Source organism: Xenorhabdus sp. XBWT (genome assembly GCF_059072735.1).
Genome location: NZ_CM180990.1, coordinates 37089 through 63972 on the forward strand (window position 1 = coordinate 37089; position 26884 = coordinate 63972).

A 26884-nucleotide genomic window follows, 5' to 3' on the forward strand; every position below is an offset into this window, starting at 1 on the left:
CTTAAGACTGCAAGTCGTCTGTTAAACGATTCAGACGGCCACGAATACTGCCATCAATCACCATATCACCCGCGCGAATAATCACACCGGCAATAACAGACTTGTCAATTTTGCAATTCAGCTTCACTTTGCGTGACAGACGTTTTTCCATCGCCGCAGAAATTTTAGCCTGCTGCTGCTCATTTAGTTCGGACACAGAAATCACTTCAACATCAATGGTTGATTCAAGTGACGCACGCAATTGTATAAATTGCTGGAAGACTTCTGGCAGTACCAGCAAGCGACCATTTTCTGCCATTACACGAATAAAGTTCTGAGCATGCGCATCAACCTGCTCACCACAAAGGGTGATAAAGGTTTTGGCTAACGTTTCCGGTGCCAATGAACCGGAAAGCAGCTCACCAACCTGCTCATTGCGAGTAACCTCAGCAATAAACGCCAGCATGTTCTGCCAGTGTTCAATAGATTGGTGTTCTACAGCAAAGTCAAAAGCTGCTTTGGCGTAGGGGCGAGCTACCGTAGCAAATTCAGACATGCCCCTCCCTCCTTACAGTTCAGCGACCAGTTTATCAACGATGTCGCTGTTAGCAGCTTCATCCACGGAACGTTCGATAATTTTCTCGGCACCTGCGATAGCCAGCATCGCAACCTGTTTACGTAACTCTTCACGAGCGCGTTTGCGTTCAGCTTCAATTTCAGCATTCGCTTGCACTAAGATTTTGTTACGCTCCAGCTCTGCTTCTGCTTTAGCATCATCAATAATTTGGGCTTTTTGTTTATTAGCCTGCTCAATGATAACTTGCGCATCAGCTTTCGCTTTTTTCAGTTGGTCGGTCGCATTGGCTTGCGCTAAGTCCAGGTTCTTTTTGGCACGTTCTGCTGAAGCCAAACCGTCAGTAATCTCTTTCTGACGCTTTTCAATGGCCGCCATGATTGGTGGCCATACATACTTCATGCAGAACAAAACAAACAGGACAAACGCGAAGGCCTGGCCGAGGATTGTTGCGTTAATATTCACGGCACAATACCTCTATTTCAATTAATGAATTGGCGTAATTTAGAGTTCTGCTATTTCACTTAGGCAACAGCGAACATCATAAACAAGCCCAGGCCCACAGCAATCATAGGGATGGCATCAACCAGACCCATAACGATAAAGAACTGTGTACGCAGCAGAGGAATCAGATCAGGCTGACGAGCTGCGCCTTCCAGGAATTTACCCCCGAGGATGCCGATACCGATCGCAGCACCGATAGCCGCCAAACCCATCAGAATAGCGGCAGCTATGTACAGCAGATCCATGTTTATATCCATGACAGTCTCCAGTTTGTTTCAGTTAAAACACAATTATTGATTGATAAAAATTAATGCTCTTCAGATGCCATCGACAGATAAACGATCGTCAGAACCATGAAAATAAAGGCTTGTAACGTTATAATCAGTATGTGGAAAATAGCCCAAGGCAAGCTGAGTAACCACTGTGACCACATCGGCAAAAGAGCCGCAATAAGAATAAAGATTAATTCGCCGGCATACATATTACCAAACAGTCGCAGACCGAGTGATATAGGCTTAGACAGCAAGCTAACCCCTTCCAAAATTAAGTTAATAGGAATAAACAGCGGATGATTGAAAGGCTGTAATGCCAGCTCCTTCGCAAAACCCTTGATTCCTTTCATCTTAATGCTGTAGAACAGAATGAGGACAAAGACACCGAGGGCCATCGACAAGGTGACACTGACATCTGCGGTTGGAACAATACGCAACGCAGGCAAGCCGAAGACGTGTTCACCGATGTAAGGAATAAAATCGATTGGCAGCAAGTCCAATGCGTTCATCAGTAACACCCAGACGAACACAGTCAAAGCCAGAGGAGCTATCACCTTGCTCTTGCCGTGATACATATCACGAACGGTGTTATCAACGAAGCCGATTACCATTTCTATTGCAGTCTGGAATTTCCCCGGAACGCCATCAGTAGCACGAACCGCGACTCTTCTGAATATAAATAGAAACAACATCCCTAATACGATGGAGAAAAAAAGCGAGTCAATGTTCAACGTCCAGAACGTCGCCTCATAACCACTAGCGTGGGGATTGACCAACTCAAAGGTACGCAAGTCCAGCTGAAGGTGCTTCAGGTGGTGACTTATGTACTCCGAAGTTGAAACTTCTCCTGATGCAGACATGATGCTTTTTACCCTTTTGTTGTTAAAAACGCTAACCGTTCATTACGGCAGGTGCGATGATCTGCACAATCAGCACCGCTAAATAGGCCACACCAAGTGGTGCAAATGCCGCCTTGAACACCGCTAAAGCGACTATCAGCAAAGTTACCGTAATAATAACTTTAACCCCTTCGCTAATCGCGAAAAACCATGCAATACGTACTGGAACCCCTTCTTCTTTTATCTTTTGGAAGCGGCTGAGCAGCAAAAAAATAACATTTGGTAGCCAGCATGCTAATCCACCCACAAAAGCAGAAGCGCCCCACTCTATACTTTTGGTACAAAAAGCCACACTGAGAATAACAAAAGTCATTAACTGCAAAAATAACAGTTTCAGTGCCATTTTACCGTTGTAAAGGGATACAGACATGACTTTTGTTTTCTCCCTGAGGTACATCATCACATATCAGGTTTTGCTGAATGTTGTATAAAACTGGCTTTGCTTAAGAGTGTCAAGTGACAAAAACGTGCAAATTATACGGGCAGCCAAAATGAATTCAATCCATAAGTAGCGAAAAAGTGAATAATTATTTGTTTTTCTAATTTTGATGCTAGATCGCTCACAAATACTATTTAATATTCTGCAACACCTAATGGTATGACCTCAGTATTAAACGTGATACATATCACATTAAGCAAAAATCATTAATTATATTTATCATTATATATAATGAAATTTGTTTATTTATTTTTCAATAAAAATCAACTAATTAATATTATACCTATAAAGTTTTATCTGATATATCGATAAAAAACGTTAAATTTTAATTTTGCTCACTTTCTCTAAAATTTATTTATAAAGGAAATTGGTCGTAGTCATCAGAAAGAAAAATTATACCATTATAAAAATAACGTTGTTTTTCTGTGAGCTATTAGTAAATAAAGTTGAAACTATAGAGGGAAATAATTAGTAACGTCCGTAACATTATAAATGTGGTTGGCGTCACTAATTATTTATAATTTTATTGATAAACAACAAAGTCAGTTTGACTTAAGGATAACTAAATGGCGTTGCTCATCTAATTCTGTAACTTGGAGAGAGATGACGCTATCAAGTATGAACCCTGCTGGCAATTTTATTAATTCATCTTCCGGTATTACACCTTTTAAAGCATAAAAACGCCCTTCAAGTAGTTTAGGAAGGTGGCCGCACCATAAGAGCATGTCTTGCAAAGACGCAAATGCACGACTAATCACCCCATCAAAAGGAGATTCAGGGATAAATTCCTCAACACGGCTTTGCACAGGACTGATATTGGTCAAACCGAGTTCATGCTGAACCTGACGTAAAAAACGAACTCGTTTTCCCAGACTGTCCAATAAGGTGAAATGGGAGTCTGGGCGCACAATCGCCAGTGGGATCCCCGGTAAACCAGGCCCAGTCCCTACATCAATAAATTGCGTTCCATGAAGATATGGATTAACGGTAATACTGTCCATGATATGGCGGACTAACATCTGTTCCGGGTTTCGGACAGATGTCAGGTTATAAGCCTTATTCCATTTGTTGAGCATATCAACATAGGCGACAAGCAGTTGTTTCTGTTCCTGCGATAATTCAATATCCGTCTTCGCCAGCAATGATTCTAATTTGTTAAGCAAAATCTGTCCTCTTAAGCGCTACGACGCAATAAACCTTGTTTTTTCAACCAGACCAGCAAAATAGAAATCGCTGCTGGAGTGATACCTGAAATGCGTGAAGCCTGACCAATTGAACTTGGTTTATGGTCATTCAGTTTTGCAATAACTTCATTGGAAAGCCCACTGACTTGTTGATAATCCAGATCAACTGGCAGTGCAGTGTTTTCATTGCGTAATTGCTTTTCGATCTCTTCTTGCTGACGGGCAATGTAACCTTCGTACTTCACTTGAATTTCAACCTGATCTGCTGCCTGAGGCTCTGTCAAGCTAGGTGCAAAACGTGACAGTGATGTCAGCAGTTCATAATTCATTTCAGGACGACGTAGCAAATCTTCACCATTGGCTTCTTTTGACAATGGTGTTTTCAACAGCTGGTTGATATCCCCTAGGCTGTCAGAATGGGGATGTACCCAGATATTACGCAGACGTTGACGTTCTTGTTCTATCATTTCAACTTTGAGGCAATAATGTTCCCAACGGAGATCATCAATTAAGCCTAGCTTACGACCTTGTTCAGTCAAGCGTAGATCCGCATTATCTTCACGCAACATCAAGCGATACTCAGCGCGGGAGGTAAACATACGGTAAGGTTCTTTAGTTCCCAATGTACATAGATCATCGACAAGAACACCGATATAAGCCTGATCACGGCGTGGGAACCAACCTTCTTCACCAGCAGCATAGCGGGCGGCGTTAAGACCTGCCAATAACCCCTGTGCGGCAGCTTCTTCATATCCGGTAGTGCCATTGATCTGACCCGCAAAAAACAGTCCATGGATAAATTTGCTTTCCAGAGTTTGTTTTAAATCACGTGGATCAAAGAAGTCATACTCGATCGCATAGCCAGGGCGAATTATGCGGGCATTCTCCATGCCTTTCATCGAGTGAACAATTTGCATTTGTACATCAAATGGCAGACTGGTTGAAATCCCATTTGGATAGATTTCGTTACTCGTAAGTCCTTCTGGCTCCAAGAAGATCTGATGGGCGTTGCGATCTGCAAAACGCATCACTTTATCTTCAATGGAAGGGCAGTAACGAGGGCCGATCCCTTCAATGATCCCCGCATACATTGGACTGCGATCCAAATTATTGCGGATCACTTCATGGGTTTTTTCATTAGTATGAGTGATATAACATGGAATTTGTTGCGGGTGTTGAGCCGCATTCCCCATGAATGAAAATACCGGGGTCGGATTATCACCCAGTTGTTGTTCAAGCTGGCTAAAATCAATAGTTCGCGCATCAATACGAGGAGGTGTACCTGTTTTTAAGCGAGCGACACGTAAAGGCAATTCGCGTAAGCGGTGAGACAATGCGATCGCAGGAGGATCTCCAGCACGCCCACCACTGTAGTTTTCCAATCCAATATGAATTTTTCCGTCAAGGAAAGTCCCGACGGTCAGAACCACAGACGTAGCCTTAAATTTCAATCCCATACGAGTAACAACACCTGTGACGGTATTGTTCTCAACGATGAGATCTTCTACCGATTGCTGGAAGATCATTAAGTTAGGTTGATTTTCCAGTGCTGTTCTTACAGCTTGTCGGTAAAGTACCCGATCTGCTTGTGCGCGTGTGGCCCTAACTGCTGGACCTTTGCTGGCATTGAGTGTTCTGAACTGAATACCCGCCTGATCAGTGGCTTTCGCCATCAGGCCACCAAGTGCATCGATCTCTTTTACCAGATGCCCTTTACCGATCCCACCAATGGCTGGATTACATGACATCTGGCCCAAAGTATCAATATTGTGAGTCAGTAATAAGGTTTGACGCCCCATACGTGCTGCGGCCATAGCAGCTTCAGTGCCGGCATGACCTCCGCCGATAATGATAACGTCAAAATGCTCTGGATAAAACATGTGCGAACCTTCAATTGTGAAAATGCTTCGTATGCATTGAGGAGAGGATTCTACTCAAGTTTGGGCTTAAGACCAAGCAGGAAGAGATCATCGTTAATTAAAAGAAGATCTTTTTATTTAAAGATCTCTTTATTGGATCTTTTATTAGGATCACGATCTTCTGTGGATAAGTGTATTTTCCATATAAAGATCATGAGACTGTAAAGGATCATTTGCTGTGAATGATCCGTGATCCAAGCCAGTATAAGCTGGGATCTAAAAGCGGAGTTATTCACAGTCGGCTGATTGTGATTCGGTTATTAAATGGATAACTACGGGTTAACCCCTGCTTTTTAGACAAGTTATCCACAGTTAATCGTTATATTTTTAATCAGATCAGAGTAACTTTGCCCATTTTTTGACCCACTCTTCAGCTGGATCTTCGGGTATTTCGTGTTTTAGAATGTCTATTTCCAGTCGATCCCCGATCTGTTTTGCCCCGAGATCTTCCAATAAGCTTTCAAGTGATCTTATTGCACCACAAAATATGTCATATTCAGAACTGCCAATCCCGACTGCCCCAAATGTCACATTGCTTAGATCTGGTTGCTGTTGTGTGAGCGTATCTGCCAGGGATTGGAGATTTGCAGGTAAGTCCCCTGCTCCATGCGTCGATGTTACAACAAGCCACAGTCCTTCAAGAGAAAGATCTTCCAATGAGGGACCATGAAGTATCACTGTTGAAAACCCGTCATTTTCTAAGATTTCGGCTATATGTTCAGCGACGTATTCGGCGCTACCCATTGTGCTGCCGCTAATTAAGGTTATCGTGCTCATCGTGATCCTTGCTAAATTAAAGAGCAACTATTGTACGCTGTGAATCTATTGGGATCTACCTGTGGATAATATGGTTAAGTTATTTTTTCTTTTAGGGTTTGATTGTCCTTGTTATCGGGTTTTGCAAGGAGATCAATGTTTCTGTTGATTGGATTTCATCAATTGTCTGGATCTTGTTGATAAGTACATCCTGAAGCGCTTCGATGGATCGGCACATGACCTTAATGAAAATACTGTAATGCCCAGTGGTGTAATAAACTTCAACAACTTCATCAAGCATATCGAGCTTCTTCAACGCTGCCGGGTAGTCTTTGGCGCTTTTTAATATAATGCCGATAAAGCAACATACGTCGAATCCCAGTTGCTTGGCACTGATATCAACCCGGGTTCCGGTGATGATCCCTGACTGTTTCATTTTTTCTACGCGAACATGAATTGTTCCCGGACTGACGGAGAATTTTTTGGCTAATTCTGCGTAAGGTATACGTGCGTTCTCCATTAAAGCGTGAAGTATGTCACGGTCTAAATTATCGATCTGATAAATTTCTGCCATTTTTAAACCCTGTTTTTGAATGATATTCATTTTTTTGATGTAAAAATTATCGTTTATTAATCTTATACAATATTTTTATTATCAGATATTGAATTTGTACCTCATTTTGTTGCTTAATCTATATCAACAGGACACAGGGTCACTAAAAATTTTTGAGAACAACATCATGAAAACATCCTTCATTGAAAAACAGCAGCAAATTAGTTTTGTGAAATCATACTTTTCCCGTCTGCTAGAAAAACAACTTAGTTTAATTGAAGTTCAAGGGCCAATCTTGAGCCGTCTTGGTGATGGTACTCAGGACAACCTATCTGGTCATGAAAAAGCAGTACAGGTAAAAGTGAAAACATTGCCGGATGCAACGTTTGAAGTGGTTCATTCTCTGGCGAAATGGAAGCGCAAAACTTTAGGTCGCTTTGGTTTTCAAGCTGAACAAGGGTTGTATACCCATATGAAGGCTTTGCGTCCTGACGAAGATCGCTTGACTCCTATTCACTCTGTTTTTGTTGATCAGTGGGATTGGGAGAAAACGATGGGTGAAGGTCAACGTTCACTCGATTATTTAAAACAGACAGTAGGTAAAATCTACGAAGCAATAAAAGAAACGCAACAAGCGGTAAGTAAGGAATTTGGTCTGGCACCGTTCCTGCCAGATCAAATTCACTTTATCCACAGCGAAGAACTTCTGAAACGTTACCCGGATCTGGATGCTAAAGGTCGTGAACGTGAGGCAGCCAAAGAATTCGGTGCGATTTTCCTGATGGGCATTGGCGGTAAATTGTCTGACGATCAGGCACATGATGTTCGCGCACCGGATTATGACGATTGGACTTCACCAAACAGTGATGGTTTCTTTGGCTTGAACGGTGACATTATTGTCTGGAACCCAGTTTTACAGGATGCTTTTGAAATTTCTTCAATGGGTATCCGGGTTGATGCAGAAGCTCTGCAACGTCAGCTTAAGATGACTGGTGATGAAGATCGTCTGCAATATGATTGGCATCAGGCATTAATCAAAGGTGATATGCCACAGTCTATCGGCGGTGGTATCGGGCAGTCTCGTCTGGTAATGCTGATGTTGCAAATGTCACACATTGGTCAGGTTCAGTGTGGTGTTTGGTCTCCAGAAATTATTGAATCAGTTGAAGGTGTGCTGTAAGGCTTAATTTCGCCACCTTCTTTGTAAGCGGCTTGTAAGTCCGGTATCAAAACGCCAGATATGATCGAATATCCGCATGATACCGGGCTTTCCATAATGGGAAAGGGAGACCGCATGGAAGCGGTGCTGTTGATGCTGTTGCAGATTTTTTATCTGATGGATTAGAGTGTCTGGCAATCGTTGGGCAATGAAATCTGAAATAACAACCGCATCAGCATCTTTCCATATATTTTCTTTCATTTTTTCAACTGCTGCATTTAAACAAGATGCCAGATCAGTTCCTCCTTTGAACGTTTGCCCCAAAAAATGAATGGCTTGAGTTAATCCATCCGGTGACGTCAAGTCATAATGAATCAATTCTGTCGAGAACAACATAATGTGGCAATGGCGATTATCCGCCAGCGCGATACGCATCAGTGCCAAACAAAATGCTTTTGAGCACTGTTCATTAAATCTTCCCATTGAGCCAGATGTATCGACACAAACAATAAAAGGCCCCCGTGGTTGTTTTTCATTATAGTGATGTGTAATGGGTTTTAGGGTTGTTTTTGGCTGCCAGTCATCCCCTTGCAGACGATAAGAAAGCAATTTTTTTTCCACCAGCCGCCGATAAAACTCATATTCCAATTCTTCAACATCAAGCATGGCCATCTCTGTGGGCAATAACCTTAAGATGTCATCACTTTGTCTGATTCCATTGATCAGTTCTGGCGTGGTATCAGGCACTCGTTCGAATCGGGTAACGGGTTCCAGAATTGGACTTTCTTCTGGAATTGATTTTGCTGTCTGACTGCGTCCAAGTAATTGCGCCAGTTTTTCCAGTTCAGGTTGATTTCTAAGAAAGTCAGCGTAGAGAGTAAATAGTTGTGTATTGTGCGAAGTTAGATGGAGTTGGCCTTTACTCATATCCCATAATCGACCGGAGGAGTGATCATTGAGATCAAATATAGGATCAAGATTGCCACTGAGGTTCAATTGTTTCTGGATCTCTGCCAGTAATTGTTCTCTTTCTTGTTCTAAGAGCGTGTTGTTAAATGTTGTTGCTTGCAGGATCAAACTGAGGTGCCAGCGTTGAATAAATAATATTTGTCCTGACGCGGTGTGTTCAGAAAGTGTTTTGGAGAGTATATCGGCTTCACTAGCAAAAGGGGATTCGAGTTGCTGAAATTTCTCGATGATATTAGGTAATTTTTGATAGAAATTTATTGTGTCAAGGGTTTGTACTTGTTGATATAGCTGAAACTCCTCATTCAGTGATGCAGGGATAATTGTCTCTTTTATTCTTTGTTGCAATCTTTTCCGCCATTCGGGGAGATCTTTCAGCAATGCGTGTTTTAATCTCGGGAACTTTTCAAAGAAAATAATTAATTGAGGAGTACTCAGTAGTGTTAAAATGATCTCTTCGATCAGTTCGCCTTCATTGATGGAAAGTAAGAGATCGAGTGTGGACAGAGTTAACATATCACCCTCCTATTTTGGTTCTCAATTGTTCCAGTTTTTCGGTTAACCGGAGAAAACTTTGCTCAATACTGGCAAGCCAATGTTCTTCGATAAATAAACACAGTTGATGTTGGTTAAATAACTGATGTTGATGTTGAATTTCATCGTGGATGGAGAGCTGTTTTTCATGCCATTCGGTATTGGTTTTTTCTGGGTTCTGTGGTTTATCTCCAGCTTGGCAAAGAACAGCACTATTACGACTGATATCCAGAACTTTAAGCTGATGTTTCTCGCTGATTTCTACTGTGATGGTTTGTGGGAAACCAATGCCATTCAATCGGGCTGGTAGTACTGTTTCGTTATTTTTTAACGTATTTTCCAGCGTTTTTTTATCTATTTCGATGAAATTGACTTTAATATCATGCAAATGTAATGAAGGACGCAAAAACAGTATCAGTTTTTCATCTTTGATATTTGTAGGCAATGAATGAAGGTTCCTGCGGCCCAAAAGGGATGTTTTAGTCGTTAACAGCAAAGGAGGGCAGCCATTTCCATCTTGGCTGGATTGCACCCATTGTTGATATAACTCATCTATTTTCTGTATCAGCAAATTTTGCCGATAAGCCTGTTCTGTCAGTAAAATATGCAGAAGCTGTGACAGATTTTTTAAGGCATTTAAATCGTGCCATAGGCAATATTTTAATAACACGATATCCAGGGGAGAGATCTCATTTCTTCCGCTGAAAAAAGCACTTGCCTGTAATAAGCGTATGGATTTTTTCCAGCGGCGATCAGAAACGTCAGGAATGTTTTCAGAGGTATTCATTTGTTGACGGACTTGATAAATCAGCTCGAAGATATGATCTGTCAGGGATACGTGATTGATCTTCTCCTGCCATTGATGGAACTCGTCATCAGTGATCTGGATGTGAGCAGGTACGGGATTATCATTTTCATTATTCCGATCAGTCAGTAATGCCCGAAAGTTTCTCTTTTCCTGAATCTTGTCCAGACAAAGCCGGATCAACATACGATCATAGAGTGCTTCCAGACCACTATCAGCATCAGGGAATTCATTGGATGCAGTAACCAGTAACCGCATTGGCAGTTGTTCTTCTTGGTTGCCATTTCTGAATTTTTTTTCATTGATAGCAGTGAGCAGCGTATTCAGGATTGCAGGGCCTGCTTTCCAGATTTCATCCAGAAAAACAATTTTGGCTTCGGGTAAATAACCTTCAGTCAGGCGCTGATAGCGTCCTTCATCTTTAAGTGCTTGAATAGAAAGGGGGCCAAAGATCTCTTCGGGGGTGGAAAAACGGGTCATCAGATATTCAAAAGCATGTGCATTTTGAAACGCGAACTTGAGCCGACGGGCGATAAGGCTTTTGGCTATTCCCGGTGGCCCAAAGAGAAAAACACTTTCTCCGCATAAGGCCGCTAGCAGGCAAAGACGAATAGCTTGACGCCTTTCATATAACCCACTTTCTAGATACTGACTTAACTGGGATATCTTCTCAACCAATTGCATAGTATTTACACCTTGGTTTGCTTAATTACCTCCCTTTATTTATAGATAAAATGCAATCTATGCAAAGATTTTGATGGTGTATTCTTGAACTTCTTCGGAACATTCAAAAAATCGCTTCAGCTTAACTTATTTAATAAATTAATATTTTTATCTGACTATGACGATCACACTTTCATATTAATCAAGTTGTCTTTGATATTGAGCTTTATATGATAACTCCTTAGCGAAACGTTTCGCTAAGGAGTTAATAAAAAAATGAAAAAAGGCGTTTTATTACATTCTGATATTTCAGCCGTTATTTCTCGTTTGGGGCATACGGATCAAATTATGCTTAGTGATACGGGATTACCTATCCCATGGTCTACCCAACGAATTGATTTAGCGCTAACCCAGGGAACCCTTGATCTACTGTCTGTGTTTGGTGTTGTTGTTCGGGAATTACAAGTGGAAGCCGTCATTACAGAGAAGAGTAAAGCCGTTATTCGTACGGGGGAATGCACTCCCTACCCCATGAATGCTCTGAACGAAGAGCGATTGATCGAAATGATGGTGGGACGCAGGCTAGAGGATCGATAACAGCACTAACTTCCAAACGTTGGTTTACCGAAACATGGCTGATGGAACAAAAACCACTTATTGCATTATTAACCCTGATTGCGATTGTCTCTTTCCTCAGCCCTAATTTTTTCACATTGAATAACCTGTTTAACATCCTTCAGCAAACATCTATTAATGCCATCATGGCAGTTGGTATAACGTTAGTCATCTTGACATCAGGGTTTGATCTCTCTGTTGGTTCCTTGTTGGCTTTAACGGGAGCCGTAGCGGCATTAATAGTAAGTACGGATATTAATGCACTGGTCGCTGTTGTCGGAGCACTTGCACTAGGAGCGGCTATTGGAGCCTGTAGTGGTGTTATTGTCGCAAAAGGCAAGGTACAAGCATTTATTGCGACCTTGGTAATGATGCTACTGCTGCGCGGTGTGACTCGCGTTTATACGGATGGCAGCCCGTTTAATACAGGATTCAGTGATAACGCAGATTTATTTGGTTGGTTCGGCATTGGTCGTCCATTGGGAGTACCAACACCGGTGTGGATCATGTTGCTGGTTTTTATTTCGGTCTGGTTCATGTTCCATCACACTCGTTTGGGACGTTACATTTACGCATTAGGCGGAAATGAATCTGCAACACGTTTATCAGGTATCAGTGTTGATAAAATAAAAATAATCGTTTATTCCCTATGTGGTCTATTAGCCGCGCTGGCCAGCATTATAGAAGTTGCCCGATTATCTTCTGCTCAACCCATGGCAGGGAGTGGTTATGAGTTAGATGCTATTGCAGCTGTTGTGCTGGGGGGAGGCAGGAGGTAGGGGGAGAATTTTTTGCACGCTGATTGGTGCGCTGATTTTAGGCTTTCTGAATAATGGATTGAACTTGTTAGGTATTTCTTCCAACTACCAGATGATAGTCAAGGCAGTTGTGATCTTATTGGCGGTCTTGGTTGATAACAAAAGCAGTAAATAACTTCACCCTACAGGAAAAAACATGAAAATGAAGAAGCTGGCAACCATTCTCCCTGCTATGGCATTGAGTGCAATGATAAGTGCTAATGCACTGGCGAAAGAGAATATTGCATTGGTTATTTCCACCTTAAATAACCCCTTCTTTGTCACTATGAAAGATAGCGCTCAGAAAGAAGCTGACAAGCTGGGATATAACCTGATTGTGCTTGATTCTCAGGGCAATCCGGCTAACGAATTGGCTAACGTACAGGATTTGATGGTTCGTGGCATAAAATTGTTATTAATTAACCCAACCGATTCAGAAGCTGCTGGTAATGCAATAATCATGGCAAATAAGGCAAATATTCCTGTTATTGCTCTTGACCATTCAGCGAGTAAGGGCAACGTTATCAGCTATATTGCTTCCGACAGCCGTTTAGGCGCCAAAATGGCCGCTGATTTTATCGCTGAAAAATTAGGTAATGGTGTCAAAGTTATTCAATTGGAAGGTATTCCAGGCGTTTTAGGTGCGCGTGAACGCGGTGAAGGTTTTGGTCAGGCAGCCCAAAAGCACAAATTCAATATGTTGGCCAGCCAACCATCGGCGTTCAGACTGCGGACAAAGTGTTAAAAGGTGAAAAAGTTAACTCCATCATTCCGATTGAACTGGAATTAATTGTTAAAAAATAATCAACATTATTCATGCAGTGATTAGTTTTTATGTCTGCATTTTTTATACAGGAATAAATACAATGAGCATGGCAAAACTTGTGGTGATGGGTAGCATTAATGTGGATCACATTTTGAACCTTGAATCTTTTCCTAAACCGGGAGAAACCGTAAACGGCAGGCAGTATCAGGTTGCATTTGGAGGAAAGGGCGCTAATCAGGCTGTGGCTGCTGGTCGTTGCGGTGCTGACATTACATTTATTGCCTGTGTTGGTCAGGATGGTATCGGCGAACAAGTACGTCAACAGTTAGCGAAAGACAATATCAATACTTCATCCATTGAGTGTATTGAAGAGGAAACTACGGGAGTGGCCCTGATTTTTGTCAACCAGCAAGGAGAGAATGTCATTGGTATTAACGCCGGGGCAAATGGTGCTCTGACGCCAGATTATTTCCACCGTTTTGAGCACGTGGTCAAAGATGCTGATGCGCTATTATTACAGCTAGAAACACCGTTGGAAACGGTACAACTTGCTGCTGAAACGGCTAAGAAACATTATACCAAAGTTATTTTGAACCCTGCGCCAGCCCAAAAAATATCAGCTCAGTTACTTTCTCTGGTGGATATCATTACACCGAATGAAACCGAAGCAGAATACCTGACAGGCATTACCGTAAAAGATGATGCGGGAGCGAAGGAAGCGGCTCTGGCCTTACATAATCAAGGTATTGAAACTGTCATTATTACTTTGGGAAGCCGCGGCGTATGGTTAAGTGAGAAAGGCAAAGAAGGTAAAATTGTTCCTGGATTTAAAGTAAAAGCGATCGATACGATTGCGGCAGGAGATACATTCAATGGCGCCTTGGTAACGGGATTGCTAGAAGGAAAAGAGATGTTGTCGGCGATCCGCTTCGCTCATGCTGCGGCTGCAATTGCTGTGACACGTCAGGGGGCACAGCCTGCGGTACCGTGGCGACACGAAATTGATACATTTCTATCTGAACAGGACTCACTGTGGCTACCATGAAGGATGTTGCCCGCCTTGCGGGCGTATCGACATCAACCGTTTCTCATGTGATTAACAATAACCGTTATGTCAGTGAGAAGATCAAAAAGAGGGTAAATGCAGCTATTGAAGAGCTGAATTATACGCCTTCTGCGTTAGCTCGAAGTTTGAAAATCAAACAAACCAAAACTATTGGTATGCTGGTTACCAGCAGTGATAACTCGTTTTATAGTGAGGTTGTCAGAGGCGTTGAGCAAAGTTGCTATGAGCGAGGATATAGTTTAATCCTTTATACTGAAGGTAATTTAACTCGAATGCTCCGCTGTATGGAAACCCTGTTGCAAAAGCGCGTCGATGGACTATTGATTATGTGCTCCGAACAGCAGCTGATATCTAAGGACTTTTTTCTGCGATACCCTCTGGTGCCAATTGTGACAATGGATTGGTCTCCCTTTGATGTTTCCAGTGATGTGATTAAAGATAACTCACTGCTGGGGGGAGAACTGGCAACAAATTATCTGATTAGCAGAGGATTTCGCACAATAGCTTGTATCGCAGGTCCACAGGATAAGATGCCTGCTCAACAGCGTTTGTTTGGTTATCGAAAAGCCATGAGAGATGCCGGACTTGAAATTTCTGAAGGCTACGAGATTTACAGTAATTTTGAGTTTTCTGGTGGTTTTTTATCAATGAAACAATTATTGCAGCTACCGGAACCTCCAGAAGCAGTCTTTGCCAGTAATGATGCCATGGCGATTGGCGTTTATCAGGCACTATATCAGTCAGGGCTTTCTGTTCCTAAAGATATTTCTGTCATTGGGTATGATGATATTGCAATTGCACCTTACCTGACTCCCCCGTTGACAACTATCCATCAATCAAAAGGGGAATTGGGTAAGCTGGCAATTGATACCTTGCTTTATCGAATGGATAACCCAGAAAGTGAACCCAGAGAACTGATTTTAACACCAACGCTGATCGAGCGTAGTTCAGTAGCCAGCCGTTAATGGTTTCATTTCTTAATTAAGTTATTTCCGTCTTCTTTATTAAGTAACAGAAAGACAGTTGAAGAAATCAAGGTGATGACTCCCATCGTAATCAAGGTATAGTGGAAATGGCTCACGGTTGAGCCATTTCCCATTGACTCATAAAACCGAAGAACAGCGGCACTGACGGTTACCCCAAAACTTATCGATAACTGCTGAACCACCGCTAGCAGACTATTACCAGCGCTTGCATTGTTATTATTCAAATCACCAAGCGTAATCGTATTCATCGCTGTGAACTGCGTAGACATCGCCATTCCCAATATAAATAGAGGAATTATTAAAAATGCGACAGAGAGTCCCGGTGTTTGTAGAGAAAATTGTGAAATCATTACACCAATAATGACGGTGACCCAGAGGAGTGTATTTCTATAGCCAAATAGGGTCAGTATCTTGGTGACAAAAGATTTGGCGAAAATAGAACCGAGCGCATTTGGTGCCATCATTATTCCTGCTATCACTGCTGAGTATCCAAACCCTACTTGTAGCATCAACGGAATAAGAAATGAGAGAGAACCAGTACTCAAACGAGTTGCAATATTGCTGGCGATACCGATTGAAAATGTATGTGTCTGGAATAACTGTAAGTCAATGAGGGGGTTTTTGTGCTTTTTCGCGTGGAAAATATACCCTAACAGAATAATGATACCGCCAGCCAATAACAAAAAGGGAATATAGCCAGAAAGAGAATTTTCACCAAATAAGTCAAAGCTAACTGAAATCATTACTAACCCGATGCCGAACAACACGAATCCCAGAAAATCGAAAGGGCATTTGGGCATTGTTAAATTGGGCATGTTCTTTCTGGCATAAATGATACCCAATAAACCGATGGGGATATTAATGATGAAGATCCAGTGCCATGTTGCGTAGGTCACCAGTAAACCGCCTAGCATTGGGCCTAAAATTGGACCCAATAACCCTGGCATAGTGACGAAATTCAAAATAGGTAACAATTCGCTACGCGGATATGTTCTTAATAAAGCCAGACGAGCCACAGGCATCATCATGGCTCCCCCTATTCCTTGAATCACTCGGGATATGACCAAGAAAGAGAGATTGTGGGAAAGAGCACAAGCTAACGAGCCTAAAGAAAAGAGAGAGACGGCATAAATGAATATCCGCCGAGTACCAAACCTATCAGCTAACCAACCACTGACGGGAATTAACATCGCTACAGTTAAGGTATAACTGACAATAGCAGGCTGCATTGCTAGTGGAGAGTGATGAAGACTCTTAGCAATTGCTGGTAAGGCGGTGTTAAGAATCGTGGCATCCAAAGACTGCATAAAAAAAGCCATGGCTGCAATCCAAGGCAATCCAGACATATTACGCGCGGATTTAACCATTAGATATCCCATTTGTTTCCGATGGTGGATAGTGAATTAGTACATATACCTGTCGTCTGTCAAGTTGCAGCTTTGTTGGCTGCGCTCACTCACCCCAGTCACATAGTTATCTATGCTCCAGGGGATTCGTTCCTTGCCGTCGCGCTGTATCTTGAAATCCAATGGGTATATACCCAATCGATTTCAAAATACAGTGCTTATATCTTGGGTTTGACTCCTCAGAAACATAGATAACTATGTTATCGGGGAGAATTGAGAATAGCCAACAAAGCCGTAATTTGAAAAGACAACAGGTATAGCTACTACATAATAGTACGTTATCTTAGTGTATTAATTCAGAGTTGTTGTTTATGGCACCAATATTTGGTTGAAAAACTAACACAATCACTTCTTTTGCTGAAAAAAAACGCGAACAGAAAAAAAATCAAAAAAAACTATTGTCACTTCCGTAAAACTCCCTATAATGCGCCACCACTGACCGACGATGCGCTGAGACAGGCCGCGGCGGGAAGTCGGAAAAGAGCGAAAATAAACGCTTGACTCCGGAGGCAAAAAGCGTAAGATACGCAGCCTCGCAACCCGGAAGCCACTTCCCGGTTGCCCCGCTCTTTAACAAGTTAATCAGACAATCTGTGTGGGCACTCGCAGGACTGTATCTCACGCCGCAAGGCGAAAAAGATTACCAAGTCTTGAAGAGTGAACAACAGTTAATTCATTACGAACTAACAGGATAATTCTTTGAGCATCAAACACTTTAATTGAAGAGTTTGATCATGGCTCAGATTGAACGCTGGCGGCAGGCCTAACACATGCAAGTCGAGCGGCAGCGGGAAGAAGCGTGCTTCTTTGCCGGCGAGCGGCGGACGGGTGAGTAATGTCTGGGGATCTGCCCGATGGAGGGGGATAACCACTGGAAACGGTGGCTAATACCGCATGACCTCTTTTGAGCAAAGTGGGGGACCTTCGGGCCTCACGCCATCGGATGAACCCAGATGGGATTAGCTAGTAGGCGGGGTAATGGCCCACCTAGGCGACGATCCCTAGCTGGTCTGAGAGGATGACCAGCCACACTGGGACTGAGACACGGCCCAGACTCCTACGGGAGGCAGCAGTGGGGAATATTGCACAATGGGCGCAAGCCTGATGCAGCCATGCCGCGTGTATGAAGAAGGCCTTCGGGTTGTAAAGTACTTTCAGCGGGGAGGAAGGCGTAAGCGTTAATACGGCTTACGATTGACGTTACCCGCAGAAGAAGCACCGGCTAACTCCGTGCCAGCAGCCGCGGTAATACGGAGGGTGCAAGCGTTAATCGGAATTACTGGGCGTAAAGCGCACGCAGGCGGTCAATTAAGTTAGATGTGAAATCCCCGGGCTTAACCCGGGAACGGCATCTAAGACTGGTTGGCTAGAGTCTCGTAGAGGGGGGTAGAATTCCACGTGTAGCGGTGAAATGCGTAGAGATGTGGAGGAATATCGGTGGCGAAGGCGGCCCCCTGGACGAAGACTGACGCTCAGGTGCGAAAGCGTGGGGAGCAAACAGGATTAGATACCCTGGTAGTCCACGCTGTAAACGATGTCGATTTGGAGGTTGTGCCCTTGAGGCGTGGCTTCCGGAGCTAACGCGTTAAATCGACCGCCTGGGGAGTACGGCCGCAAGGTTAAAACTCAAATGAATTGACGGGGGCCCGCACAAGCGGTGGAGCATGTGGTTTAATTCGATGCAACGCGAAGAACCTTACCTACTCTTGACATCCAGCGAATCCTTTAGAGATAGAGGAGTGCCTTCGGGAACGCTGAGACAGGTGCTGCATGGCTGTCGTCAGCTCGTGTTGTGAAATGTTGGGTTAAGTCCCGCAACGAGCGCAACCCTTATCCTTTGTTGCCAGCACGTGATGGTGGGAACTCAAGGGAGACTGCCGGTGATAAACCGGAGGAAGGTGGGGATGACGTCAAGTCATCATGGCCCTTACGAGTAGGGCTACACACGTGCTACAATGGCAGATACAAAGAGAAGCGACCTCGCGAGAGCAAGCGGAACTCATAAAGTCTGTCGTAGTCCGGATTGGAGTCTGCAACTCGACTCCATGAAGTCGGAATCGCTAGTAATCGTAGATCAGAATGCTACGGTGAATACGTTCCCGGGCCTTGTACACACCGCCCGTCACACCATGGGAGTGGGTTGCAAAAGAAGTCGGTAGCTTAACCTTCGGGAGGGCGCTGACCACTTTGTGATTCATGACTGGGGTGAAGTCGTAACAAGGTAACCGTAGGGGAACCTGCGGTTGGATCACCTCCTTACCAAACGAGCGCAGTATTGTGAAGTGCTCACACAGATTGTCTGATGAAATGAAGAATGAGCAGCGTCTGCGAAGAAGACTTGATGTCCCCTTCGTCTAGAGGCCTAGGACACCGCCCTTTCACGGCGGTAACAGGGGTTCGAATCCCCTAGGGGACGCCACATTGCTCAGGCCCTGGGTGAAAGGCGGTGCCAACGGTATTGTTAAGCGCGGCTTGCGAGCCGGTTTAGCAATATTTGCTCTTTAACAATCTGGAACAAGCTGAAAATTTGAAACGGCCCGTGATTTTACATGAAATCACGGGTGAATCTCTCAAAAACTCCATCCGAAGACACCTTCGGGTTGTGAGGTTAAGCGAATAAGCGTACACGGTGGATGCCTAGGCAGTCAGAGGCGATGAAGGACGTGCTAATCTGCGAAAAGCGCCGGTAAGGGGATATGACCCGTTATAGCCGGCGATGTCCGAATGGGGAAACCCAGTGCAATCCGTTGCACTATCCTGCCCTGAATTCATAGGGGCAGGAAGCGAACCGGGGGAACTGAAACATCTCAGTACCCCGAGGAAAAGAAATCAACCGAGATTCCCCCAGTAGCGGCGAGCGAACGGGGAACAGCCCAGAACCAGCATCGGCCCGTGCATCAGTGGAAGCGCCTGGAAAGGCGCGCAGTAAAGGGTGATAGCCCCGTACACGAAGATGCCCAGGCCGTGAGTTCGATGAGTAGGGCGGGACACGTGGTATCCTGTCTGAACATGGGGGGACCATCCTCCAAGGCTAAATACTCCTGACTGACCGATAGTGAACCAGTACCGTGAGGGAAAGGCGAAAAGAACCCCGGCGAGGGGAGTGAAACAGAACCTGAAACCGTGTACGTACAAGCAGTGGGAGCCTTGATTTATCAGGGTGACTGCGTACCTTTTGTATAATGGGTCAGCGACTTATATTCTGTAGCAAGGTTAACCGTTTAGGGGAGCCGCAGGGAAACCGAGTCTTAACTGGGCGTTAAGTTGCAGGGTATAGACCCGAAACCCGGTGAGCTAGCCATGGGCAGGTTGAAGGTTGGGTAACACTAACTGGAGGACCGAACCGACTAATGTTGAAAAATTAGCGGATGACTTGTGGCTGGGGGTGAAAGGCCAATCAAACCGGGAGATAGCTGGTTCTCCCCGAAAGCTATTTAGGTAGCGCCTCGTGAACTCATCTTCGGGGGTAGAGCACTGTTTCGGCTAGGGGGTCATCCCGACTTACCAACCCGATGCAAACTGCGAATACCGAAGAATGTTATCACGGGAGACACACGGCGGGTGCTAACGTCCGTCGTGAAGAGGGAAACAACCCAGACCGCCAGCTAAGGTCCCCAAGTCATGGTTAAGTGGGAAACGAAGTGGGAAGGCTCAGACAGCCAGGATGTTGGCTTAGAAGCAGCCACCATTTAAAGAAAGCGTAATAGCTCACTGGTCGAGTCGGCCTGCGCGGAAGATGTAACGGGGCTAAACCATGCACCGAAGCTGCGGCAGCAACATGTCAATGTTGTTGGGTAGGGGAGCGTTCTGTAAGCCGTCGAAGGTGAACCGTGAGGTTTGCTGGAGGTATCAGAAGTGCGAATGCTGACATAAGTAACGATAAAGCGGGTGAAAAACCCGCTCGCCGGAAGACCAAGGGTTCCTGTCCAACGTTAATCGGGGCAGGGTGAGTCGACCCCTAAGGCGAGGCCGACAGGCGTAGTCGATGGGAAACAGGTTAATATTCCTGTACTCGGTGTGACTGCGAAGGGGGGACGGAGAAGGCTAGGCCAGCCGGGCGACGGTCGTCCCGGTGAAAGCGTGTAGGTGGGCGGTTTTGGTAAATCCGGACCGCTGATAACACTGAGGCGTGATAACGAGGCACTACGGTGCCGAAGTGGTTGATGCCCTGCTTCCAGGAAAAGCCTCTAAGCATCAGGTCACACAGAATCGTACCCCAAACCGACACAGGTGGTCAGGTAGAGAATACTCAGGCGCTTGAGAGAACTCGGGTGAAGGAACTAGGCAAAATGGTGCCGTAACTTCGGGAGAAGGCACGCTGGCGGTAGGTGAAGGGACACGCGCCCGGAGCCGAGGCCAGTCGCAGATACCAGCTGGCTGCAACTGTTTAATAAAAACACAGCACTGTGCAAACACGAAAGTGGACGTATACGGTGTGACGCCTGCCCGGTGCTGGAAGGTTAATTGATGGGGTTATCCTCCGGGAGACGCTCTTGATCGAAGCCCCAGTAAACGGCGGCCGTAACTATAACGGTCCTAAGGTAGCGAAATTCCTTGTCGGGTAAGTTCCGACCTGCACGAATGGCGTAATGATGGCCAGGCTGTCTCCACCCGAGACTCAGTGAAATTGAACTCGCTGTGAAGATGCAGTGTACCCGCGGCAAGACGGAAAGACCCCGTGAACCTTTACTATAGCTTGACACTGAACCTTGAGCCTTGATGTGTAGGATAGGTGGGAGGCTGTGAAGTGCGGACGCCAGTCTGCACGGAGCCATCCTTGAAATACCACCCTTGAATGTTTGATGTTCTAACGCCGGCCCGTTATCCGGGTCGCGGACAGTGTCTGGTGGGTAGTTTGACTGGGGCGGTCTCCTCCCAAAGCGTAACGGAGGAGCACGAAGGTTAGCTAATCACGGTCGGACATCGTGAGGTTAGTGCAAAGGCATAAGCTAGCTTGACTGCGAGAGTGACAGCTCGAGCAGGTACGAAAGTAGGTCTTAGTGATCCGGTGGTTCTGTATGGAAGGGCCATCGCTCAACGGATAAAAGGTACTCCGGGGATAACAGGCTGATACCGCCCAAGAGTTCATATCGACGGCGGTGTTTGGCACCTCGATGTCGGCTCATCACATCCTGGGGCTGAAGTAGGTCCCAAGGGTACGGCTGTTCGCCGTTTAAAGTGGTACGCGAGCTGGGTTTAGAACGTCGTGAGACAGTTCGGTCCCTATCTGCCGTGGGCGTTGGAAGATTGAAAGGGGCTGCTCCTAGTACGAGAGGACCGGAGTGGACGCACCACTGGTGTTCGGGTTGTCATGCCAATGGCATTGCCCGGTAGCTACGTGCGGAAAAGATAACCGCTGAAAGCATCTAAGCGGGAAACTTGCCTTGAGATGAGTCTTCCCTTGTCCCTTGAGGACACTGAAGGAACGTTCGAGACGAGGACGTGGATAGGCCGGGTGTGTAAGCGTAGTGATACGTTGAGCTAACCGGTACTAATGAACCGTGCGGCTTAACCTGACAACACCGAAGGTGTTTTGGCGGGTTGTTGAGAGAGAAGACGGGGTTCAGATGACAAGAAGCAGCTTGTTCGGGATTGAAAACAGGATTTGTCTGGCGGCAAGAGCGCGGTGGTCCCACCTGATCCCATGCCGAACTCAGCAGTGAAACGCCGTTGCGCCGATGGTAGTGTGGGGTCTCCCCATGTGAGAGTAGGGCACTGCCAGACAATTATTTGCCAGAGAAGCCATCCTTTACCGGATGGCTTTTTTGCGTTTGAAGAAAACTAAGCGTTGCATTTTAGGAAAATCATTTATGTTGCGCTCTTAGATTTAGATAGAGTAATGCATTTTTATCAATGTACCTCTCCTTGCTCAATTCCAATTCCTGTCTGTGAGCGAATAAATTGGTTGCGAAACATTTTTCTTTCCTGCAATCCTTGTTCTGATATATCTGTAACAGAGAATAACCATGCTCCGATAAATGCTATAAACATGGAAAATAGCGCTGGATATTCATAAGGATAAATTGGTTTTTCGTGCCCAAGAATACTGACCCAAATAGTAGGGCCAAGGATCATTAAAACAACTGCTGTCAGTAATCCCAGTCCCCCACCAATCAGAGCTCCTCGTGTTGTCAGCTTGCTCCAGTACATTGACAGAAAAATAATAGGGAAATTACAACTTGCAGCGATGGAAAATGCTAAACCGACCATAAAAGCAATATTCTGTTTTTCGAACAAAATACCTAAGCTAATAGCAACGAATCCCAGAATAACGACGGTAATTTTGGAGACTTTCAACTCATCCCGTTCATTGGCTTGCCCTTGCTTAATGACATTGGCATAGAGATCATGAGAAACAGCTGAAGCACCGGCGAGTGTTAATCCTGCGACGACGGCTAAAATAGTGGCAAAAGCAACTGCTGAGATAAAGCCAAGGAAAAAATCACCGCCAACGGCACTTGCCAGATGAACAGCAGCCATATTAGTTCCACCAATTAATGCGCCGCTTGCATCTTTAAATGAAGGATTGGCGCTGACCAATAAAATTGCACCAAATCCGATAATGAACGTTAGTATATAAAAATAACCTATAAAACCAGTGGCATAGAAAACACTTTTGCGGGCTTCTTTAGCATCGCTGACGGTAAAAAATCGCATAATGATGTGCGGTAATCCGGCAGTACCGAACATTAGCGCCAATCCTAAAGAGAGTGCAGATATAGGATCGGATACCAATCCTCCCGGACTCATGATTGCGGATCCAAGAGAATGCACTGCAATGGCTTCCTTAAACAGGGCATTGAAATTGAAATTTACCATTTTCATGACCATCAGAGCCATAAATGTTGCTCCAGCCAGCAACAGAATTGCTTTAATGATCTGTACCCATGTTGTTGCCAGCATTCCGCCAAATAGTACATAAAGCACCATTAAAATACCGACCAGAACAACAGCAACGAAATAATTCAAGCCAAATAACAATTCGATAAGTTTCCCTGCCCCGACCATTTGGGCTATCAGATATAACGAGACAACAACCAGTGAACCCATTGCAGATAACGTACGGATTGGGCGCTGTTTCAGTCGGTAAGAAGCAACATCGGCAAATGTATAACGACCTAGATTCCTTAATCTTTCAGCAATGAGAAATAGAATAATTGGCCACCCAACGAGGAAACCGATCGAATAGATCAGTCCATCATAACCTGAGGTATAAACTAATGCTGAAATCCCTAGAAAAGAGGCTGCTGACATATAGTCACCGGCAATAGCCATACCATTTTGAAACCCTGTAATGCGTCCGCCTGCCGTATAATAATCGGAGCGTGAAATAGTTCTTTTTGAAGCCCAATAAGTAATACCAAGAGTTAACCCAACGAATAACAAAAACATGACTATTGCCTGAATATTCAAGGGTTGTTTCACTACATTACCTGAAATGGCATCGGCTTGTGCTAAGACAGGAAAGAGGTAGGAAAATAGAGGCATTACTGAAAATACAATTTTTTTCATTTTCTTACCTCATTGATAATAGTTGATATCAGGCGATCAAACTCGCCATTCGCGCGCGCAACATAAATCCCCGTCAATATGAAAGAAGCAAAGATAATCCCGATACCGACAGGTATGCCACGAGTCATATTGGTATCTTCATGGAGTTGTGTCCCAAGCCATTCAGGAGCAAAGGCAATCAGAAAAATAAAGCCAACATAAATCACTAACATAATGATGGATAGCAGCCAGGCAAAATGTCCTCGTTTCTTAATTAATTCCTTAAAGCGGGGATTATTTTCAATCTCTTGATAAATGTCGTTATTCATCAGAGTGTCTCCTTGTTGATTTTAAACGACACACCTTAAGTCACATCACCAAGTGCCAGATATCAGTATCTACGTCCCTGCACAATTGTTACTTTTGGTGATACGTTATTTAAGCCGCCTTTTGGCGGCCTATTTGTTTTACGAAATGTTTTTTACGACATATTTATAGATTGTTTTTCTTCCAGCAATTTTTCAACCACTCCCGGATCGGCCAAAGTGGAGGTATCTCCTAAGTTACTGGTATCCCCTGCCGCAATTTTACGCAGAATACGCCGCATGATTTTTCCGGAACGTGTTTTGGGAAGCGAGTCAGTCCAATGGAGGATATCGGGTGTTGCAATTGGACCTATTTCTTTACGGACCCAATTTCTGACCTCGGTATACAATTCTGGAGAAGGCTCTTCACCATGAATTAGCGTGACATAGGCGTAAATAGCTTGTCCTTTGATATGATGAGGAATACCAACGACAGCAGCTTCTGCAATTTTGGGATGAGAAACCAGAGCAGACTCAATTTCTGCGGTTCCCAAACGATGCCCTGAAATATTCAGAACATCATCGACCCGACCCGTGATCCAGTAATAGCCATCTTCATCACGCCGGGCACCATCGCCACTGAAATACATTCCTTTAAAAGTGGAAAAGTAAGTTTGTTCAAAACGTTCATGATCGCCATATAAAGTTCGTGCCTGTGCCGGCCAAGAATCTGTCATTACAAGATTGCCTTCATTCTCTCCCTCCAATATTTCTCCAGAGTTATCGACCAGAGCTGGACTGACACCAAAGAATGGCAGAGTAGCGGAGCCTGCTTTGAGGTCGGTTGCACCAGGCAGTGGCGTGATCATGAATCCGCCTGTTTCGGTTTGCCACCAAGTATCCACGATTGGGCATTTACTGTTACCTATCTTTTGGTAATACCACTCCCATGCTTCTGGGTTAATCGGCTCACCAACAGAACCCATAATGCGCAATGACGTGCGTTTTGTTCCTACTATGGCTTTATCTCCTTCAGCCATTAATGCCCTGATAGCGGTTGGTGCGGTATAAAGAATATTAACCTGATGCTTATCAACAACCTGACAAAGACGATTTACATCGGGATAGTTAGGTACACCTTCAAACATTAAGGTAGTAGCACCGCAGGATAGTGGACCATATAGCAGATAACTATGCCCGGTAACCCAGCCCACGTCTGCCGTACACCAGTAAATTTCTCCGGGACGATAATCAAACGTGTATTTAAAAGTCAAAGAAGCATAGACCAGATAACCGCCAGTCGTATGTAGAACGCCTTTTGGTTTCCCTGTTGAGCCAGAGGTATAAAGGATAAACAATGGATCTTCGGCATTTATCTCTTCGGCAGGGCAATCTGAACTGACATTTTCGATAAGTTCATGCCACCATAAGTCACGGCCGTCATGCCAGTTTTTGATATTTCCGGTACGCCTGAAGACAATCACATTAGTGACGTCGGTCACATCTGGATTGCTCAATGCTTCATCGACATTCTTTTTCAGTGGAATCGTACGACCCGCTCGCAAACCTTCATCTGCGGTAACAACGAGCTTAGCATTGGAATCGATCACTCTGCTTGCAATGGCATCAGGAGAGAAACCGCCAAAAATTACGGAATGGATAGCCCCGATGCGGGTACAAGCCAACATTGCAACTGCGGCTTCTGGCACCATTGGCATATAAATGGCTACGACATCACCTTTTTTGACCCCAATTTTTTTCAATACATTGGCGAATTGGCTGACGTCATGATGTAATTCACGATAAGTAACATGACGTGATTCTGTGGGATTATCTCCCTCCCAGATAATAGCAGTTTTATCGCCACGCTCTTGTAAGTGGCGATCAAGACAGTTGGCACTTAAATTCAGAGTACCGTCTTCAAACCAGCGGACGCTGATATGCCCCGGATCGAAAGAGGTATTTTTGACCTTGGTATAGGGCTTTATCCAATCCACAATCTTACCTTTTTCACCCCAGAACCCTTCAGGATCTTGTAGTGACCATTGGTAGTCTTGTAGATATTGTTGCTTGCTTATCAGGGCCGTATCTGCAATATCAGCAGGAATAAGATGCTTGATTATTTGAGTCATATTTTTATCTCCTTGCAATTGTTAATACTATGTCAAAACAAGGTTAACTAAAGCGCATGAGGAATTTTTGTTTCTTTTTTGCGCGGAAGATCACGCAATAAAGAAAATGAATTT

General features: G+C 44.5%; 19 protein-coding genes, 1 tRNA gene, 3 rRNA genes and 2 pseudogenes. 10 read left to right on the forward strand and 15 right to left on the reverse strand.

Features of this window, described 5'->3' with window-relative positions; genetic code table 11:
• Nucleotide 1 precedes the first annotated feature (1 nt).
• From atpH to asnC, 9 genes are all read right to left on the reverse strand, one after another.
• Complete coding sequence (atpH, locus tag AC5JQI_RS00160; RefSeq protein WP_092553372.1) at nucleotides 2–535, reverse strand: F0F1 ATP synthase subunit delta; 534 nt, start codon at nucleotides 533–535, stop codon at nucleotides 2–4.
• Between the two features lie 12 nt (nucleotides 536–547).
• Nucleotides 548–1018, reverse strand: coding sequence for a F0F1 ATP synthase subunit B (atpF, locus tag AC5JQI_RS00165; RefSeq protein ID WP_010846129.1), 471 nt, complete (start codon nucleotides 1016–1018; stop codon nucleotides 548–550).
• Nucleotides 1019–1077: 59 nt separating this feature from the next.
• Complete coding sequence (atpE, locus tag AC5JQI_RS00170) at nucleotides 1078–1314, reverse strand: F0F1 ATP synthase subunit C (protein ID WP_010846128.1); 237 nt, start codon at nucleotides 1312–1314, stop codon at nucleotides 1078–1080.
• A 50-nt stretch (nucleotides 1315–1364) separates the two neighbouring features.
• The gene (gene atpB, locus AC5JQI_RS00175) at nucleotides 1365–2189 is read right to left on the reverse strand and encodes a F0F1 ATP synthase subunit A (protein ID WP_493913309.1); all 825 of its coding nucleotides are present in this window, start codon (nucleotides 2187–2189) and stop codon (nucleotides 1365–1367) included.
• A 31-nt stretch (nucleotides 2190–2220) separates the two neighbouring features.
• Nucleotides 2221–2598, reverse strand: coding sequence for a F0F1 ATP synthase subunit I (atpI, locus tag AC5JQI_RS00180; protein WP_237386043.1), 378 nt, complete (start codon nucleotides 2596–2598; stop codon nucleotides 2221–2223).
• Between the two features lie 611 nt (nucleotides 2599–3209).
• Nucleotides 3210–3830 (reverse strand): 16S rRNA (guanine(527)-N(7))-methyltransferase RsmG, encoded by a 621-nt coding sequence (rsmG, locus tag AC5JQI_RS00185; protein ID WP_275384564.1) that lies wholly within the window; start codon nucleotides 3828–3830, stop codon nucleotides 3210–3212.
• A gap of 11 nt (nucleotides 3831–3841) precedes the next feature.
• Nucleotides 3842–5731: a tRNA uridine-5-carboxymethylaminomethyl(34) synthesis enzyme MnmG gene (gene mnmG, locus AC5JQI_RS00190; protein ID WP_493913310.1), complete on the reverse strand. Its 1890-nt coding sequence runs from the start codon at nucleotides 5729–5731 to the stop codon at nucleotides 3842–3844.
• A 375-nt stretch (nucleotides 5732–6106) separates the two neighbouring features.
• On the reverse strand, nucleotides 6107–6547 hold the full coding sequence (gene mioC, locus AC5JQI_RS00195; RefSeq protein ID WP_337167791.1) for an FMN-binding protein MioC: 441 nt from the start codon (nucleotides 6545–6547) through the stop codon (nucleotides 6107–6109).
• A 91-nt stretch (nucleotides 6548–6638) separates the two neighbouring features.
• Complete coding sequence (gene asnC, locus AC5JQI_RS00200) at nucleotides 6639–7100, reverse strand: transcriptional regulator AsnC (RefSeq protein ID WP_092553390.1); 462 nt, start codon at nucleotides 7098–7100, stop codon at nucleotides 6639–6641.
• Nucleotides 7101–7266: 166 nt separating this feature from the next.
• On the opposite strand from asnC, the gene asnA reads away from it, so the two are divergent.
• Complete coding sequence (gene asnA, locus AC5JQI_RS00205; RefSeq protein WP_493913311.1) at nucleotides 7267–8259, forward strand: aspartate--ammonia ligase; 993 nt, start codon at nucleotides 7267–7269, stop codon at nucleotides 8257–8259.
• Between the two features lie 3 nt (nucleotides 8260–8262).
• Here asnA and viaA read toward each other — a convergent pair whose 3' ends face one another.
• Both viaA and ravA read right to left on the reverse strand, forming a co-directional pair.
• On the reverse strand, nucleotides 8263–9720 hold the full coding sequence (gene viaA, locus AC5JQI_RS00210) for an ATPase RavA stimulator ViaA (RefSeq protein WP_493913312.1): 1458 nt from the start codon (nucleotides 9718–9720) through the stop codon (nucleotides 8263–8265).
• A 1-nt stretch (nucleotide 9721) separates the two neighbouring features.
• Nucleotides 9722–11227: an ATPase RavA gene (gene ravA / locus AC5JQI_RS00215; RefSeq protein WP_493913313.1), complete on the reverse strand. Its 1506-nt coding sequence runs from the start codon at nucleotides 11225–11227 to the stop codon at nucleotides 9722–9724.
• 255 nt (nucleotides 11228–11482) lie between these two features.
• Between ravA and AC5JQI_RS00220 the strand changes: the two genes are divergently transcribed.
• The 5 genes and pseudogenes from AC5JQI_RS00220 (at nucleotide 11483) to rbsR (ending at nucleotide 15415) form a co-directional block, all read left to right on the forward strand.
• Nucleotides 11483–11803 carry an RbsD/FucU domain-containing protein gene (locus AC5JQI_RS00220; protein WP_493913314.1) on the forward strand — a complete coding sequence of 107 codons (321 nt, stop codon included), beginning with the start codon at nucleotides 11483–11485 and terminating at the stop codon, nucleotides 11801–11803.
• Between the two features lie 41 nt (nucleotides 11804–11844).
• Nucleotides 11845–12754: pseudogene (gene rbsC / locus AC5JQI_RS00225) on the forward strand (ribose ABC transporter permease).
• 21 nt (nucleotides 12755–12775) lie between these two features.
• Nucleotides 12776–13357: pseudogene (locus AC5JQI_RS00230) on the forward strand (substrate-binding domain-containing protein); the annotation flags it as partial.
• A gap of 127 nt (nucleotides 13358–13484) precedes the next feature.
• Entirely contained in the window at nucleotides 13485–14429 is a 945-nt protein-coding gene (gene rbsK / locus AC5JQI_RS00235; protein WP_493913315.1) for a ribokinase, read from the forward strand.
• Entirely contained in the window at nucleotides 14417–15415 is a 999-nt protein-coding gene (gene rbsR, locus AC5JQI_RS00240) for a ribose operon transcriptional repressor RbsR (RefSeq protein WP_493913316.1), read from the forward strand. Before rbsK ends, rbsR begins: the two co-directional genes overlap by 13 nt.
• 5 nt (nucleotides 15416–15420) lie before the next feature.
• On the opposite strand, the gene mdtD is transcribed toward rbsR, so the two are convergent.
• On the reverse strand, nucleotides 15421–16803 hold the full coding sequence (mdtD, locus tag AC5JQI_RS00245) for a multidrug transporter subunit MdtD (protein WP_493913317.1): 1383 nt from the start codon (nucleotides 16801–16803) through the stop codon (nucleotides 15421–15423).
• Nucleotides 16804–17558: 755 nt separating this feature from the next.
• Between mdtD and AC5JQI_RS00250 the strand changes: the two genes are divergently transcribed.
• The 4 genes from AC5JQI_RS00250 (at nucleotide 17559) to rrf (ending at nucleotide 22566) form a co-directional block, all read left to right on the forward strand.
• Nucleotides 17559–19101, forward strand: a 16S ribosomal RNA gene (locus AC5JQI_RS00250).
• Nucleotides 19102–19185: 84 nt separating this feature from the next.
• Nucleotides 19186–19261, forward strand: a tRNA-Glu gene (locus AC5JQI_RS00255).
• 187 nt (nucleotides 19262–19448) lie between these two features.
• Nucleotides 19449–22358 (forward strand): 23S ribosomal RNA (locus AC5JQI_RS00260).
• A gap of 92 nt (nucleotides 22359–22450) precedes the next feature.
• Nucleotides 22451–22566: ribosomal RNA gene (gene rrf / locus AC5JQI_RS00265) — 5S ribosomal RNA — on the forward strand.
• The 16S, 23S and 5S rRNA genes sit together here with 1 tRNA gene alongside, the layout of an rRNA operon.
• A 126-nt stretch (nucleotides 22567–22692) precedes the next feature.
• Here rrf and actP read toward each other — a convergent pair.
• The 3 genes from actP to acs form a co-directional block, all read right to left on the reverse strand.
• Nucleotides 22693–24354 (reverse strand): cation/acetate symporter ActP, encoded by a 1662-nt coding sequence (gene actP / locus AC5JQI_RS00270; protein WP_493913318.1) that lies wholly within the window; start codon nucleotides 24352–24354, stop codon nucleotides 22693–22695.
• Nucleotides 24351–24662: a DUF485 domain-containing protein gene (locus AC5JQI_RS00275; protein WP_493913319.1), complete on the reverse strand. Its 312-nt coding sequence runs from the start codon at nucleotides 24660–24662 to the stop codon at nucleotides 24351–24353. The genes actP and AC5JQI_RS00275 overlap by 4 nt, the downstream gene beginning before the upstream one ends.
• 152 nt (nucleotides 24663–24814) lie before the next feature.
• Nucleotides 24815–26770, reverse strand: a complete 1956-nt coding sequence (gene acs, locus AC5JQI_RS00280; protein ID WP_493913320.1) for an acetate--CoA ligase — start codon at nucleotides 26768–26770, stop codon at nucleotides 24815–24817.
• Nucleotides 26771–26884 lie beyond the last annotated feature (114 nt).

Coding starts and splice junctions, on each gene's coding strand:
- atpH (WP_092553372.1), bottom strand. CDS start 535: ATGTCTGAATTTGCTACGGTAGCTCGCCCCTACGCCAAAGCAGCTTTT.
- atpE (WP_010846128.1), bottom strand. CDS start 1,314: ATGGATATAAACATGGATCTGCTGTACATAGCTGCCGCTATTCTGATG.
- atpB (WP_493913309.1), bottom strand. CDS start 2,189: ATGTCTGCATCAGGAGAAGTTTCAACTTCGGAGTACATAAGTCACCAC.
- atpI (WP_237386043.1), bottom strand. CDS start 2,598: ATGTCTGTATCCCTTTACAACGGTAAAATGGCACTGAAACTGTTATTT.
- mnmG (WP_493913310.1), bottom strand. CDS start 5,731: ATGTTTTATCCAGAGCATTTTGACGTTATCATTATCGGCGGAGGTCAT.
- mioC (WP_337167791.1), bottom strand. CDS start 6,547: ATGAGCACGATAACCTTAATTAGCGGCAGCACAATGGGTAGCGCCGAA.
- asnC (WP_092553390.1), bottom strand. CDS start 7,100: ATGGCAGAAATTTATCAGATCGATAATTTAGACCGTGACATACTTCAC.
- asnA (WP_493913311.1), top strand. CDS start 7,267: ATGAAAACATCCTTCATTGAAAAACAGCAGCAAATTAGTTTTGTGAAA.
- viaA (WP_493913312.1), bottom strand. CDS start 9,720: ATGTTAACTCTGTCCACACTCGATCTCTTACTTTCCATCAATGAAGGC.
- ravA (WP_493913313.1), bottom strand. CDS start 11,227: ATGCAATTGGTTGAGAAGATATCCCAGTTAAGTCAGTATCTAGAAAGT.
- AC5JQI_RS00220 (WP_493913314.1), top strand. CDS start 11,483: ATGAAAAAAGGCGTTTTATTACATTCTGATATTTCAGCCGTTATTTCT.
- rbsK (WP_493913315.1), top strand. CDS start 13,485: ATGAGCATGGCAAAACTTGTGGTGATGGGTAGCATTAATGTGGATCAC.
- mdtD (WP_493913317.1), bottom strand. CDS start 16,803: ATGGTTAAATCCGCGCGTAATATGTCTGGATTGCCTTGGATTGCAGCC.
- actP (WP_493913318.1), bottom strand. CDS start 24,354: ATGAAAAAAATTGTATTTTCAGTAATGCCTCTATTTTCCTACCTCTTT.
- AC5JQI_RS00275 (WP_493913319.1), bottom strand. CDS start 24,662: ATGAATAACGACATTTATCAAGAGATTGAAAATAATCCCCGCTTTAAG.
- acs (WP_493913320.1), bottom strand. CDS start 26,770: ATGACTCAAATAATCAAGCATCTTATTCCTGCTGATATTGCAGATACG.